The 14,699-nt window shown below is 63.2% G+C and carries 10 protein-coding genes and 4 pseudogenes; 8 read left to right on the top strand and 6 right to left on the bottom strand.

All coding sequences use genetic code 11. The annotated features are described in order from the left end of the window. Positions 1-106: 106 nt before the first annotated feature. Positions 107-2,020: an adenylate/guanylate cyclase domain-containing protein gene (locus CO676_RS15865; protein WP_097521775.1), complete on the bottom strand. Its 1,914-nt coding sequence runs from the start codon at positions 2,018-2,020 to the stop codon at positions 107-109. A gap of 198 nt (positions 2,021-2,218) precedes the next feature. On the opposite strand from CO676_RS15865, the gene CO676_RS15860 reads away from it, so the two are divergent. After that, a complete protein-coding gene (locus CO676_RS15860; protein ID WP_097521774.1) occupies positions 2,219-2,620 on the top strand; it encodes a VOC family protein in 402 nt (133 codons plus the stop codon). 142 nt (positions 2,621-2,762) lie between these two features. Here CO676_RS15860 and CO676_RS15855 read toward each other — a convergent pair. The 3 pseudogenes from CO676_RS15855 to CO676_RS15845 form a co-directional block, all read right to left on the bottom strand. Continuing rightward, positions 2,763-3,178, bottom strand: a pseudogene (locus CO676_RS15855) (type II toxin-antitoxin system VapC family toxin). After that, a pseudogene (locus tag CO676_RS36065) lies at positions 3,175-3,404 on the bottom strand (plasmid stabilization protein). The pseudogenes CO676_RS15855 and CO676_RS36065 overlap by 4 nt, the downstream one beginning before the upstream one ends. Positions 3,405-3,605: 201 nt before the next feature. Continuing rightward, positions 3,606-7,221 (bottom strand): annotated as a pseudogene (locus CO676_RS15845) (hydantoinase B/oxoprolinase family protein). A gap of 124 nt (positions 7,222-7,345) precedes the next feature. On the opposite strand from CO676_RS15845, the gene CO676_RS15840 reads away from it, so the two are divergent. Further along, positions 7,346-7,930 carry a winged helix DNA-binding protein gene (locus CO676_RS15840; protein WP_097521773.1) on the top strand — a complete coding sequence of 195 codons (585 nt, stop codon included), beginning with the start codon at positions 7,346-7,348 and terminating at the stop codon, positions 7,928-7,930. Between the two features lie 48 nt (positions 7,931-7,978). Here CO676_RS15840 and CO676_RS15835 read toward each other — a convergent pair. Then, positions 7,979-8,879: pseudogene (locus CO676_RS15835) on the bottom strand (DUF3300 domain-containing protein); the annotation flags it as partial. Positions 8,880-9,108: 229 nt separating this feature from the next. Between CO676_RS15835 and CO676_RS15830 the strand changes: the two are divergent. The 6 genes from CO676_RS15830 to CO676_RS15805 all read left to right on the top strand — a co-directional run bounded on the left by CO676_RS15830 (position 9,109) and on the right by CO676_RS15805 (position 14,094). Then, positions 9,109-9,900: a pseudouridine synthase gene (locus CO676_RS15830; RefSeq protein WP_097521772.1), complete on the top strand. Its 792-nt coding sequence runs from the start codon at positions 9,109-9,111 to the stop codon at positions 9,898-9,900. Between the two features lie 202 nt (positions 9,901-10,102). Next, positions 10,103-11,080 carry a tripartite tricarboxylate transporter substrate-binding protein gene (locus CO676_RS15825; protein WP_041415123.1) on the top strand — a complete coding sequence of 326 codons (978 nt, stop codon included), beginning with the start codon at positions 10,103-10,105 and terminating at the stop codon, positions 11,078-11,080. 240 nt (positions 11,081-11,320) lie between these two features. Continuing rightward, positions 11,321-11,782, top strand: a complete 462-nt coding sequence (locus CO676_RS15820) for a tripartite tricarboxylate transporter TctB family protein (RefSeq protein ID WP_097521771.1) — start codon at positions 11,321-11,323, stop codon at positions 11,780-11,782. Positions 11,783-11,791: 9 nt separating this feature from the next. Next, positions 11,792-13,297 carry a tripartite tricarboxylate transporter permease gene (locus CO676_RS15815; protein ID WP_097521770.1) on the top strand — a complete coding sequence of 502 codons (1,506 nt, stop codon included), beginning with the start codon at positions 11,792-11,794 and terminating at the stop codon, positions 13,295-13,297. A 138-nt stretch (positions 13,298-13,435) separates the two neighbouring features. Further along, the gene (locus CO676_RS15810; protein WP_014762985.1) at positions 13,436-13,684 is read left to right on the top strand and encodes a type II toxin-antitoxin system VapB family antitoxin; all 249 of its coding nucleotides are present in this window, start codon (positions 13,436-13,438) and stop codon (positions 13,682-13,684) included. After that, positions 13,681-14,094, top strand: coding sequence for a type II toxin-antitoxin system VapC family toxin (locus tag CO676_RS15805; RefSeq protein WP_097521769.1), 414 nt, complete (start codon positions 13,681-13,683; stop codon positions 14,092-14,094). The genes CO676_RS15810 and CO676_RS15805 overlap by 4 nt, the downstream gene beginning before the upstream one ends. 67 nt (positions 14,095-14,161) lie before the next feature. Here the strand turns inward: CO676_RS15805 and CO676_RS15800 are convergent, their stop codons facing one another. After that, positions 14,162-14,686, bottom strand: a complete 525-nt coding sequence (locus CO676_RS15800; protein ID WP_097521768.1) for an Lrp/AsnC family transcriptional regulator — start codon at positions 14,684-14,686, stop codon at positions 14,162-14,164. Positions 14,687-14,699 lie beyond the last annotated feature (13 nt).

Below are 14,699 nucleotides of genomic sequence, written 5' to 3'. Positions count from 1 at the left end.
GTCAATGCAATAGAGCGGCTCACTGTTTCCACGGAAGCCGTGAACCGCTCTATGTCCTTATACACCCTTCTCGCGGAAAGCCGTTACACGGCGCGTCCCGGAAGGCCTACAGCAATGGCCGTGGAGTCGGCGAAAGGAATCCACTTGTCACGTCCGGAGCTCTGGCCTCGGCAAGCTGCGAGAGGAACCGGTCCATTAGTGGAGAATTGCCGAAACGGCGGTTGGCGCGCTCATCGGCAAGTGAAAACTTAGAATCCACCTCGGTCAGGAGTGTCATTGTGCGCTGCGCTCCTTGCACGTCTCCGCGCTGGGTCAGGACGGCCGTGTGTATCAGCAGGCAATCCGCCTCGCGCGGCGCGCGCAGCAGACATTCCCGCAAGACCCGATCGGCTTCATCGAGACGGCCGGCGGCATAGAGTGCCTGGCCATAGACATAGGTGTAGTACTCCGGAGCCATCGGATGCAGCCGACGCGCCCGCTCGGCATTGCGCACCGCCTCATCATAGCTCCCGAATCGGACCTGCGCCTTTGCCAGCGCCATCAGGCTGTCCGGATCGTTCGGGTTGAGCTCGACCGCCCGCTGCGCGGCCTGCATGGCGCTGGGGTAGTCGCCGGCGACCGAAAGGCCGAAGCTCAAGACCTGAAAGCCGACAGCGAGATTGGGGTCGAGGCGAACGGCCTGACGCGCCTCGCTGAGGCCCGTTTCCACATCGGTTCCGGTCGCCCTGCCGCTGAGGCTCTGGGCGAAGTCGACGATATAGGTCATTCCGAGATTGGCGCGCGCGGCGGCATAGCCAGGATCGAGTTCCAGCGCCCGATGAAGCAGTGCGCGTGCGGCAAGCAGCGCCTCCGCATCCCTCGACCCATGCTTGTAGCGATCACGCGCCTGCAGGACGAGATCGTAGGCCTGAAGATTTTCGGTCGGGCGTTTGGCCGCGTTCGATACTTCCGACTCGCGCACATAGGATACCAGATGCGAAACGATCTCGGCCGTCAGCTCGGTCTGGAGCGCAAAGACGTCCTCGACACGCCGGTCGTAGCTGCGCGACCAGAGATGGGCGCCGCTGCGCGCATCGATCAACTGCGCCACCACGCGAAGCTGATCGCCGGCGCGTCGGGCACTGCCTTCCACCACATAGCCGGCCCCTAATCTTGCCCCGATCCTGCGGATGTCCTCCGCCTGACCGCGGAGTGCGAACGTCGAGTTGCGTGCGATCACCTGAAGTTCGGGATTTCGCGCGAGATTGGCGATGATGTCCTCGGTCAGCCCGTCGGCGAAATAGCCCTGGTCCGCTTCCCCACTCATATTGTCGAAGGGCAGCACTGCGACAGTCGGCCGGGCATCGGCAGGTTCAACGCCCGCCAGACGCAGGAGGCTATCGGTCAGATCCGCGCCGATCGCTCGCAGTGCGGGCATCTGTGTGAAGGCGGCGACAAGGACAAGCGCTGCAGCCCCTGCGGCGTAAGGCAAAACGGCACGCCGGCGGAGGGCCTGCCGCCGGATCCATTCCCGGGCGCCCGCCTGACCGGGCACGAGTCGCACGGCGTAGACGGCAAGCGGCTCGCTTATGTTCTTCGCCTGCCTTCGTCCGATGCTGTAGAAAAGCTCGCTGCGGCTCCGGTCAGCACTGCGGACCACTGCCTCGCTGACGAAAATGCTGGCGGGCTCCGCCATGGCCTCCAGCCGGGAGGCGACGTTCACGCCATCTCCGAACATGTCGCCATTGTCTTCTATGACGTCGCCGAGGTTGATGCCGAGCCGCATCTTGAACGGTCGCTCGACAAATCCGTTCTGGATTTCGATCGCCGCATCCAGCGCCTCGTTGACGCTCGGAAATGTCGCGAGAAAGCCGTCGCCGGTGGTCTTGAACGTTCGACCGCCATGCTTCTCGACGGCCGGGATGATCAGTTCGCCGAAGGTCGCGCGCAGGGCCGCATAGGTCGAGGATTCGTCCTCGGACATCAGGCGCGTGTAGCCGACGATGTCGCCTGCTACAATTGCTGCGAGTTTGCGTTCCATCACCACCCTCGGCAGTCTTCAGACGCATCTATATGGTACCGTCCTCGCCCGTCCACTCAAAACTCTGTGTGTGGTCGAACTGCTCTGCGGACGCAGCCACGATTCCTGCCACCTGACACGAGAATGTAATCCGGCGCTTTACGCCGGGCGGTCATTGCGTGATCTTTGATCTCAAAAGGAATCGCGGGGATAATTTGTATGAAGTTCGTGAACCCTCTACCTTTTGTGGCTGATATCAGCCGCTCGAAAAGCTTCTACTCCGAAGTGCTGCAGCTTCAGATCTTGGAGGATCACGGCAACTTCGTTCAGTTCGACAATGGGTTTGCCCTTCACGATGACGCCTCGCTCTACCAAACGGTGTTTGGAGAGTCCCGGGACGAAAGCGGCCCGTATGGGCGGCGGAATCTCGTCCTCTATTTTGAGGACGAAGATATCGACACGGCGTTCAAGCGTATTGCTGACCGGGTCGATCTTATCCATGAAGTCAGGCAACAGTCTTGGGGTCAACGCGTATTCAGATTCTTCGATCCGGACGGGCACATCGTCGAAATCGGGGAACCGCAAGTGACAACCTCTGTGTCGAAACCCTATGAGCCATAGGGTCTTTCCGGCTTCAGATCGCGCGTCCGTTCCATCCGAATAGCCGCCTCTCAGCGCCCTCGACGATCTCAGGAGGTCGTATGTGGGGGCGTTCTCGCCGTTTCGCTCGCCGCTTCCGCTCGTTGCGGTCAGCCAGCCGTTCTTAAGCTTCCTGCTTCCAGGGATTGATGACAGTGAGCCCTGCCGCTTCAAAGGGACTGGTGTCGCGCGTTGCGATGATAAATCCCTTTGAGGCTGCAATAGCAGCAATATATCCGTCGGGGGTCGGGAACCCCTTGCCGGCCGCTCGGGCCTTGACGGCCAAGTCGGCGTAGTGCCGGGCAGCCTCGATGTCGAACGTCAACACCCGCTCACCGAACAGTTCGAGCACGCCATCCAGCATCTCGGCACACGCCTTCTTGCGTCGGCCGTCCGCCAATGCTGCGAACAGCAGCTCGGCCATGGTGACGCTGGACAGGTACAGCGTTTCGGCGACTTGCTCATTCGACAAGATCGCACGGCCGGATTGGGTTCCGGTTTCATCGCCTCGGAGACGACATTCGTATCCAAAACGATCATTCAAACCTCATCGGCTCGGCTGGCGCCGTGTCGCGCCGCTGGTCAAACACTGCAAAGTCGTCGTTCGTCAGCCCCACCCGCCGACCCAGCTCCGCAAGGGCATCCCCCATGTGGATGCGCTGCCCGGACTTCACCGCACCTCCGTGCTGCGGCCGTGCATAGCGGCCCGCACGCGCAGTGCGCGGTGCACCTCATCAGGCACATTCCGCACGGTCAGAATTGCCATAATCAAAACCTCCTACTTGCATTCACTGACTGCATTATTGAATTGTGCAGTCAGTTTGCAAGCTGACCGATCGAGATCGTTGAAACGCCGAAGTTTCGTATGACTTCCCGGTCGCCAATTTCGGCACTAGGGCTCGCACGATCATGCAGTGGTGAGTGCCTGTCGTCACCACATGGAGCGTTCGGGACGTGATCTCGTGGTCTAGGCCTCCCCGTACCCGCCGCCGGTCGGCGTCACCACCGTGAAGGCCTCGCCGGCCTCAAGAACAGTGTGGGCTGATCCGGGCAGTTCCTCGATGCGGCCGTCATTGCGCCGAACGTGATTGCGGCCGAGTTCGCCAGGCTCGCCGCCGTTCAGCCCGAACGGCCGGATGCGGCGGTGACCGGAAAGGATGGCGAAGTCCAGCCGCTCGCGAGCCCGGATCGTGCGCTCCGTGCCGTCGCCCGCCGACCACTTGCCGCGACCGCCGGAGCCCTTGCGGATGTGGAAGTCCTCGAGCACCACCGGAAACCGCGTCTCGAGGATTTCCGGATCGGTCAGCCGCGAATTGGTCATGTGGGTGTGGACCGCGTCGGCACCGTTGTAACCCGGCCCGGCCGGCGCGCCGGAGCAGATCGTCTCGTAATACTGATAGTGATCGTTGCCGAAGGTGAGGTTGTTCATTGTCCCCTGTGCCGCGGACTGCGCCTCGACAGCGCCAAACAGGCAATTGGTCACCGCCTGGCTGACTTCGACATTACCGGCGACGACGGCGGCCGGATAGCGCGGCGACAGCATCGTGCCTTCGGGAATGACGATTCGGATCGGTCTCAGGCAGCCGGCATTCATTGGGATAAAGGCCTCGACCAGCACCCGGAAGACATAGAGGACCGCGGCGCGTGTCACCGGCTCCGGTGCGTTGAAATTGTCCGCTCGCTGCGCCGACGTACCGGTGAAGTCGACCGTCGCCTCGCGGTTCGCGCGATCGATGGAGATCTTTGCGACGATCCGGCAGCCCTGTTCCATCTCGTAGGAGAATTCGCCGTCGCCGAGCTGGTCGAGGACGCGGCGCACGCTCTCGGCGGCATTGTCCTGAACCTGCCCCATATAGGCTTCGACGACGTCTTCGCCGAATTGGGCGATCATCTTCTTCAGTTCCGCCACCCCCTTCTCGTTGGCGGCGACCTGCGCCTTCAGGTCGTTGACGTTCTGGAGGATGTTGCGCACCGGATAGCGCGCTCCGTTCAAAAGCCTTTCCAGTTCCTCTTCGCAAAAGCGGCCGCGGTCGATCAGCTTGAAATTGTCGATATAGACCCCCTCCTCCTCAATGTTGGTGGCGAGCGGCGACATCGAGCCCGGCGAAATACCGCCGATATCCGCGTGGTGGCCGCGGCTGGCCACCCAGAAGCGGATCTCGCGACCCTCGTCATCGAAGACCGGCGTGCAGACCGTCAGGTCCGGCAGGTGCGTGCCGCCGTTATAGGGCGCGTTGATCAGGAACACATCGCCCGGATGGATGACCGGGTTTTCACGGATCGCGGCTGCGACCGAAGCATCCATCGAGCCGAGATGCACCGGCATATGCGGCGCATTGGCGACGAGATTGCCTTTGTTGTCGAAGACCGCGCAGGAGAAATCGAGACGCTCCTTGATGTTCACCGAATAGGCGGTGTTCTGCAGCGTGACGCCCATCTGTTCGGCGATCGACATGAACAGATTGTTGAAGATCTCCAGCATCACCGGATCGGCCCTGGTGCCGATCGCCCGTGCGCGCCGGCAGCGGTTTGATGCGCGTCAGCACGATATGGTCCCTGGCCGTCAGTTCCGCCTGCCAGCCCTCCTCGACGACGATCGTCTGGTTCGCTTCGATGATGATCGCCGGGCCGGTCAGCCTCTGGCCCGGCTTGATTTCTGCCCACAGCGCCACCGGCGCGTCATGGAACTCGCCTTGCGAATAGAAGCGGGTTTGCCGGCTAACGACCGCCTCGCCGGAGGTGGCCGCGAGCCCGTCCGTCTCCATCTCGGCAGCCCCGCCGCCGACCGTCTCGACCTCGACGGCATCGATCACCAGCGGCTTGCTCTCGGCGATGAAGCCGAAGCGGCGCTTGTGCAGGGTCTCGAACTCGCGGCGGAGGCGCAGTTGATCGTCATGATCGGGGAAGGTGGCTTCGACGGCCAGCACCGTATCCGTACCGGCATAGCGGACATGGGCGCGCAGATGCGTGCGGATACGGTCGCGGCCAATCTCCTGGGCGTCGAGTTCCGCAAGGCATTCGGACTGCAGTTCCGCGCCGAGCTTGGCAAGTGCCAGCGGTGCGGCGTCGTCGAGCGCCACACCGAGCGCCTTCTGCCGCGTCGCGCGGATATCGGCAAGACCCATGCCGTAAGCGGACAAAAGCCCCGACATCGGATGCAGCAATATGCTCGACATGCCGAGCGCATCGGCGACGAGGCAGGCGTGCTGGCCGCCGGCGCCGCCGAAGCAGTTCAACGCATAGCGCGTCACGTCATAACCACGCTGCACGGAAATCTTCTTGATCGCCTCGACCATGTTGGCAACGGCAATCCGGATGAAGCCGTCGGCGACATCCTCCGGGCTGCGGCCGTCGCCGATCTCGGCGGCGAGTGCAGCAAAACGGGCCTGCACCGTCTCGACATCGAGCGGCAGGTCCTGCTCCGGTCCGAACAGCGCCGGGAAAAATTCCGGCATCAACTTGCCGACCATCACATTGGCATCGGTGACGGCGAGCGGCCCGCCATTGCGGTAGCAGGCAGGCCCCGGATTGGCGCCGGCCGAGTCCGGCCCGACGCGGAAGCGCTCGCCGTCGAAATCGAGGATCGAACCGCCGCCGGCGGCAACCGTATGGATCAGCATCATCGGCGCCCGCACCCGCACGCCGGCGACTTCCGTTTCGAGGGCGCGTTCATATTCGCCGTCGAAATGGGCGACGTCGGTCGAGGTACCGCCCATGTCGAAGCCGATGACCCGGTCGAAACCTGTGGCCTCGCCCGTCCTGGCAAGGCCGACGACGCCGCCGGCCGGGCCGGAAAGAATCGCGTCCTTGCCCTGGAACAGGTCGGCAGCCGTCAGCCCGCCGGACGACATCATGAACATCAGCCGGGCGCCGGAGCGCGCGACGTCCAATTCCTCCGATACGCGCGCCACATAGCGGCCGAGCACCGGCGAGAGATAGGCATCGATGACGGTCGTGTCGCCACGGCCGACATATTTGACGAGTGGCGAGACCTCGTGGCTGACCGAGACTTGATCGAAGCCGATGGCGCGGGCGATGCGGGCGACGGCCGCTTCATGCTCGGGATAGCGGTAGGCGTGCATGAAGACGATGGCGACCGCCCGGTAGCCCCCAGCCTTCAGCCCCTCCAACGCACGCCGCGCCGCATCCTCATCCATGGGACGCTCGACCGTGCCGTCGGCGAGCACGCGTTCGTCCAGCTCGACGGTGTCCGAATAGAGTGCCTCCGGCTTGAGGATTTCGGTGGCGAAGATCTTCTTGCGCTCCTGGTAGCCGATCTTGAGTGCATCGCGAAAACCGCGCGTCGTGATCAGCGCCAACCGCTCCCCCTTGCGCTCCAGCAGCGCATTGGTGGCAACCGTCGTGCCCATCCTGACCTCGCCGATCATGCCGGCCGGCACCGGCTCGCCGGTGGCAAGGCCGAGATGCAGCCGGATGCCGTGGACGGCGGCGTCTCGATAGGCGGCGGGATTCTCGGAGAGGACTTTGAGGGCGTGCAACCGGCCTTGCGGGTCGCGGCCGATCACGTCGGTGAAGGTGCCGCCGCGATCCACCCAGAAGTCCCAAGTCCCGCTAGCGCTCATGATCTATTCCCTCACGTCGTGATCTTCGTTGCCGATCTCTGGCAAGCCTCACTATTAAGAGCATTTCGTTGACAATTTGTCGATAAAATGATGACGTCAGTCCACCAGGTTCGGAGGCGCTGTGATGACAAAGAGGCGGCAGCAAGGCCGTGAAACGAGGGAGTGGATCGAAACCGCCCTCCCCGATCATCTGAAACCCGTCTCCCCCATCGGCCCGATCGTTTCGTCGGCTCACCTTGCCGAAGGCGGTTCGCCGGGGCTTTCCGAAGTGGAGTACGGCCTGATCCTCGCCTCGCACGCCTTCCACCGCTGGATGGTGCGCTGCATGGCCGCCGCCGGCGTTCCCGGCCTTTCGCCGATGGAGATCATGGCGCTTCACACGATCCGCCACCGCGACCGGGGAAAGAAGCTCTCCGAGATCTGCCTCGTCCTCGACATCGAAGACACCCACGTCGCGACCTATGCGATCCGCAAGCTCGAAGCGGCGGGCCTGGTGACGACCGGCAAACAGGGCAAGGAGAAGACGATCCGCATCACCGCAAGAGGCGCCGAGGCGTGCGCACGCTACGCCCAGATTCGCGAGCGCCTGCTCGTCGCCTCGACCGCCAAGGCCCGCCCCTCGGAAGAAACCCTCTCGGAAATCGCCGCCGTGCTGCGCTTCCTATCCGGCGCCTACGAACAATCGGCACGCGCCGCCACCACGCTGTGAGCCTGTCCTCGCGTTGCGCTCGGCCCCTCATCCGGCCTCTTGCCGGACGGCCGGTTGACCTGCGACGGCTTTCTTGCCCTTCGCCCGGTTGACGCTCGGCGTGCCGCCGTCGGCTCTTGCTTTCGCCACCGCCTGTCCACCACTAGGCCGCGCGGCCGGCCGCGCCGCGGCTTCCCGTCTCGGTTGGGCCTTCAGTCCTTCGAGCGTGCTCTTGCGAACATCCCTGACCTGGCCAGCGCCACCGCCGCCCGGGCGCGCCTGCGGCCGATCGCGTTTGACCTCGGCGGCGCGGTTGCGCAGGTTGTTGTTGCCATCGGCCTTGATGTTGTTCTTGAGATTCGTTCGGTCGAGCTTGTTGAGCTGGTCACGGTCAAGGCTGATCTTGCTGCGGACGACATTCTTCCAGTCGACGTCGTTCCAGTTGACCTTGCCATCGAAGTCGACGTTGTTGAAGCACTGGTTGCAGTCGACGTCGATGTCGCCACCCCAGCCGCCGCCCCAGACCCCCCAGTCGACAATGGCGCCGAACACCGCGCCGGTGACAGCGCCGGCGAAGAAGGCCGCGCCCGGATACCAATAGGCGGGATAGGGATCATCGTAATAGTCGATCGGCACCGGCGTGTAGTCAGGCTCGTAGAGCATCTCCGGCGGATATTGCGGCACATAGATTGTTTCGGGGTTCGCCGGCTGGATGATGATGTTGTCACCCTCCTCGACTACCTTCAGAGGCGGCCGAGACGAGTGCCACCAACTCGTCCGGATAGAGCGCTATGCGGGCGACGAGGACCTCGAGTTCATCGTCGCTGAGCGGTTCCGGCGCAGCCTCGGCCGGAGCTGGCGGGGCAGGCGTCTGTTGCGCAAAGGCGTCCGACAAAAGCGAAGTGTCCGCGACCTGCAGCAGCGACGACGCTGCCAGAGCGATCAGGCCTGTGAGAATTGACTTGCGCATGATCCGCGTCTCCCCCTCGGCATCGGACAAAGCGCCTTCCGAGACGGCCCTACAACAAGTCTGGAGCAACATTACCACTTGTGGTTTCGTCTCAAAGCGGCGGCAATCGAAAGAATTTCGCTCTGGCCCGTTGACGCCGACTGTGCGAGAGAAACCACAACATCCCCTGCGTTTAGGCGCACACAGGACTCTGTAGTATTTGAAAGCAGCAGTCGCGGAGAATTGACGGGTGAAGCAGCGCCGCCCCTTGCCAGGCAGGAAATCCGCCGGGGCGAAAGCCGGCGACAGCGCCGCCGGCCGGCGCGTCACGCTTGCCCGGGCGCTCTCCAAGCTCGGCTACTGCTCGCGCACCCAGGCGGAGAAACTGATCGCCGAGGGCCGCGTCAGTGTCGGCGGCCGCAGGACGACCGATCTTTCGCATTGGGTCGAAATCGACCGGGACAGGATCGCCGTCGATGGAACCGCGATCGCCGCCGAGGCGAAGACCTATCTGATGCTGAACAAGCCGCGCGGACTCGTGACGACGCGCGACGACCCGGAAGGGCGACCGACGGTGTTCGATTGCCTCGCAGACGTCGATGCCCGCTTCCTCTCGCCGGTCGGGCGGCTCGACAAGGCGAGCGAAGGGCTGCTGCTCTTCACCAACGACACCGTTCTGGCGCAGCGCCTGCTCGATCCGGCGACCCATCTCGGCAAGATCTATCACGTCCAGGTGCGCGGCTTCTTCGATGAGGCCTCGGCTCGGGCGATGATGGATGGAGTGACCGAGGGCGGCGAGGTGCTGAAGGCGACGCATGTTCGAGGCCTGAGAAGCGGCGGCAGGAACTCCTGGATCGAGGTCGAGCTCCAGGAAGGACGCAACCGCCAAATCCGCCGCATGCTGGAGGCGCTCGGTTTCGAATGCCTGCGGCTCATCCGCGTCTCGATCGGCGAGATCAGTCTCGGCGACCTGCCGAAGGGAGCGATCCGGCCGCTCACCGAGGCGGAGATTCAAAATCTTCGGCGGCGCACCGGTTCCTGACCGCGCAATGGGTGGAAATCCACCCATTGCCAGACGCTTTTGTTTCCGAATCCACCCATCGCCCCGCCGCTCGTGCGGGAAATGCGCAAAATGCCCGCGGGCACCGGTTGTCTGTGGTAAAATCCCGTTTGCTAATGGGTGCAACCAGAACCGGCGGGAGGAACCGTGCCGGCTGGTGGACAATGTCATCCGGGAGGAAAAGATGAAAATTTTGAACGCGCTTCTGGGCGCCGTCGCCGCCGTTTCCCTGTTTGCCGCTTCGGCCAGCGCCCAAACCTATCCGGAGCGCACGATCACCATGGTGGTGCCCTTCTCGGCCGGCGGGCCGACCGACACGGTCGCCCGTCTCGTCGCCGAGTCGATGTCGAAGGACCTCGGCCAACAGATCATCGTCGAGAACGTCGGCGGCGCCGGCGGCACGCTCGGTGCCGGCCGCGTCGCCCAGGCCGATCCCGACGGCTACACGATCCTGCTCCACCACATCGGCATGGCGACCAGCGCCACACTCTATCGCAAGCTCGCCTACGACACGCTGAACGCCTTCGAATATGTCGGCCTCGTCACCGAGGTGCCGATGACGATCGTCGCCCGCAAGGATTTCGAGCCGACCGATCTCAAGGGGGTGATCGAATACGCCAAGGCCAACAAGGATACGGTGACGGTCGCCAATGCCGGCATCGGCGCCGCATCTCACCTCTGCGGCATGATGTTCATGGACGCCATCGACACGCCGCTGACGACCGTGCCTTACAAGGGCACCGGCCCGGCCATGACAGATCTGCTCGGCGGCCAGGTCGACATCATGTGCGATCAGACGACCAACACGACGAAGCAGATCCAAGGCGGCACGATCAAGGCCTATGCCGTCACCTCGCCGAAGCGACTGAAGATCTTCCCCGACCTTCCGACGGCTGAAGAAGCCGGTCTTCAGGGCTTCCAAGTCGGCATCTGGCACGGCGTCTATGCTCCGAAGGGCACGCCCGCTGAGGTTACCGAGCGCCTCTCCAAGTCACTGCAAAAGGCCCTCAAGGACGAGAACGTCGCCGCCCGCTTCGGCGAACTCGGCACCGAGCCGTCCAGCGAGGCTGACGCGACGCCGGCGGCCCTGAAGGCCAAGCTCGAAAGCGAGATCGCTCGCTGGAAGCCGGTAATCGAGGCGGCCGGCCAGTACGCCGACTAATTGGCTCCCGCGAGCAGCAGCCAATCTGTTCTCGTACAGGGAGCGGGGCGGCAGCGGCATCGCCTCCGACCGGTCGCGCTGTGGGGCAGCGACCGGTCGGAGAAATCGATCGGCAGCCCCGACGGGAGTTGACAGCCGTCAACTTGCGCAGGACGCTGGGCGTAGCCGGAAAAAAGCGAGGACACCGCCAAGAAGCAGGGCGCAGCGGCAACGTCCGAAACAACAAGAAATGGGGAACCGATGAAATCCATCTCCTTCGATACCACCAACGCGCTGTGCGGCGGCATCCTGACGGCTGTCGGGTTGTTCTTCGCGTGGCAGTCGTTCAATCTTGAGCTCGGCACCGCCTTCCGCATGGGCCCCGGCTATTTCCCGCTCCTTCTCGCGGTGATTTTGACGTTACTCGGCGCAGTCATTCTGGTTCAATCCATGAGGGTTCAGCACGAACCAATGGGGCCGATTGCGCTGCGCGGCATGTTCTTCATCCTACCGGCGCCGATCTTTTTCGGCCTCACCGTTCGTGGACTGGGCTTCGTTCCGTCACTGTTCTTCACGGCGCTCATCGCCTGTTTCGCGTCTCATCGGATGAAGCCGCACTGGGCGCTCGCCATTTCGCTGGCGCTGACGGTCTTCTCCGTCGCCGTCTTCAGTTACGGGCTCAATCTTCCCTTTGAGCGTTTCGGCCCCTGGGTCCGGTTCTAGGAGGCCGCGATGGATCTTTTCAGCAATCTCGCCCTTGGCTTCGCCACGGCCGCTTCGCCGGCTAACCTGCTCTTCTGCCTGATCGGCGTGCTCCTCGGCACACTCATCGGCGTGCTGCCCGGCATCGGCGCCACGGCGACCATCGCCATGCTGTTGCCGATCACCTTCCAACTCGAGCCGGTTTCCTCGCTGATCATGCTCGCCGGCATCTATTACGGCGCCCAATATGGCGGCTCGACCACGGCGATCCTGATCAACATGCCGGGCGAATCCTCCTCCGCCGTCACCGCCATTGATGGCTATCAAATGGCCCGCAACGGCCGCGCCGGCGCCGCGCTCGCGATCGCGGCGCTCGGCTCATTCTTCGCCGGAACCGTCTCGACCTTTCTCGTCGCAATCTTCGCTCCGCCGCTCACCGCGATGGCGCTGGAATTCGGCGCGGCGGAATATTTCTCGCTGATGATCGTCGGTCTGATCTCCGCCGTCGCGTTGGCGCATGGCTCGATCGTCAAGGCGCTCGCCATGGTCGCGCTCGGCCTGTTGCTCGGCCTGGTCGGTACCGACATCTATTCCGGCACGCCGCGCTTCACCCTCGGCATTCGCGAATATGCCGACGGTCTCAATTTCGTCGCGCTCGCCGTCGGCGTTTTCGGCATCGCCGAGATCCTGCGCAATCTCGAAAGCGAAAAGACCCGTGAAGTGTTGATGGCAAAGGTCAGCGAGCTGATGCCGACCCGTGAGGACTTCAAAAGAATGTTTGGGCCGGTGGTGCGCGGCACGGCGATCGGCTCGGCGCTTGGCATCCTGCCCGGAGGTGGGGCGATCCTCGCCGCCTTCGCCTCCTATACCGTCGAAAAGCGCATATCCGACCGGCCGGAGGAATTCGGAAAAGGCGCCATCGCCGGCGTCGCAGGACCGGAAAGCGCCAACAACGCCGGCGCCCAGACCTCGTTCATTCCGCTGCTCACCCTCGGCATCCCGGCGAATCCGGTGATGGCGCTGATGATCGGCGCAATGATCATCCAGGGCATCGTGCCCGGTCCGAATGTGGCGGTGGAACAGCCCGCCCTCTTCTGGGGCATCATCGCCTCGATGTGGATCGGCAACCTGATGCTCGTCGTCCTGAACCTGCCGCTGATCGGGCTCTGGGTGAAGCTGCTGAAGATCCCCTATTTCATCTTGTTTCCGATCATCATGGCCTTCTGTTCGATCGGGGTCTACAGCGTCAATTCCAACGTCTACGACCTCTACGCAGTCGCCTTCTTCGGTTTCGTCGGGTATCTGTTGCTGAAATTGCGCTGCGAGCCGGCGCCGCTGCTGCTCGGATTCGTCCTCGGCCCGTTGATCGAGGAAAACCTTCGCCGCGCCATGATCCTGTCGCGCGGCGACCCGACCACCTTCGTCACCCGACCGATCAGTGCCGTCCTCTTGCTGATCGCAGCCATCGTGCTCGTCGTCGTCTTCCTGCCGAGCGTCAAGGCCAAGCGCGAGGAGGTTTTCGTCGAAGAGGATTGAGCCGGAGCTCCTTGAAAGCCGTGCAGCCCCGTGCCGACAGGTGCGGGGCCGAATCTTATTTTCGGCCATCATAACGGCGCCTGCCATCTTGATGGCAGCCCTTCTCTTACCTGTATTTGTCAGACAAGGGAGTTCAAAATGGCCGAACCTCAGCTTTCAGTCCGCAGTGCCAGGGCGCGTGATCTTGCGCACCGGCTGGCTCGTCGTGAGAACCGCTCAATCGCCGACATCGTTGAACGCGCGCTTGAAGCCTATGAGGTGCGCGAGGCGGGTCGAGAGCCGGCTTCAACATTTTACACGCGCCTGTCGGAAAGCTATGGCACCGACATTGACCTTGACGCCGTGATCAAAGAAGGGCAGCAAATCCACAAGGGTCCCGAGCTTTGATCTTTCTGGATACCAATGTCATCTCTGAGACGCTGCGCAAGTCGCCGTCCGAGGCCGTGATCTCGTGGCTGGTGCGCCACGATGCCGAACTCGCCCTCCCTACTGTTACGATCGCCGAGATCGCTTACGGCATCCAAAAGATCATGCCCGACCAGCGGGCGCTCCGACTGGAACAAGCACTCGCCGCCTGGCGGAGACGTTTTGCCGATCGAATTTTCGGCCTCACGGAGGAGGCAGCCACGGCATACGGCGAAATCATGGGGGCAGCGTCGCGCCAGGGCCGCAGCATGTCCGCTCCAGATGGCATGATCGCCGCAATCGCACGGGTGAACGGCGGGCGTCTGGCGACGCACAACATTGCGGACTTTCAAGCGACCGGGCTCGATCTCATTTCGCCGTGGGAGTTCTAGAGTTGGCCTGGGTGGCGAGGTCTGGCGTTCGATGGCGACAAACCGCTTTCGCCGCGAGGGCACGCCCTCAGCACTTCACCACAGCCGGCCATTCGCTCGTCGTCCCTGGCTGCACCGGCCGTTCCAAATAGGTTGAAAGCACGACATAGCTCCGCGTCGCCTTGACCCCAGGCGTATCATAGAGGCGCGCCAACAAGCCTTCGAGCGCATGTGTGCTCTCGGTGCGGACCTTGAGCAGCATGCAGGTGTCGCCTGCGACCGAGTGAATCTCCTCCACTTCAGGATACTCCTCGATCGCAAGCAGCGCCTGCGTCTTGCCCCAGCCAGTCGTATCGACATGAACAAAGGCAAGCAGCGTTTTCCCGATCGCCTCGGGATCGATCAGCGCCGCCACCCGACGGATCGCCCCCGAGCGCCTGAGGCGCTTCACGCGCTCGTGCGCGGCCGGCGGCGAAAGCCCGACGCGTTCGCCGAGTTCGGCGTAGCTCGTGGTCGCGTCCTCGACCAGGACGCCTAATAGTTTTCGGTCCATCGCGTCTAGGTCACGCTCGAGCAGGCGTTTCCGCCGAACGTCATCTGTATTTTGATCCATTCCGAAATTTCCC

This window comes from Sinorhizobium sp. BJ1, from assembly GCF_002531555.1.
In the GTDB taxonomy this organism is placed as follows: domain Bacteria; phylum Pseudomonadota; class Alphaproteobacteria; order Rhizobiales; family Rhizobiaceae; genus Sinorhizobium; species Sinorhizobium fredii_B.
Note: the sequence above shows the minus strand (reverse complement) of the source record. Positions and strands in the feature narration are given on the sequence as shown.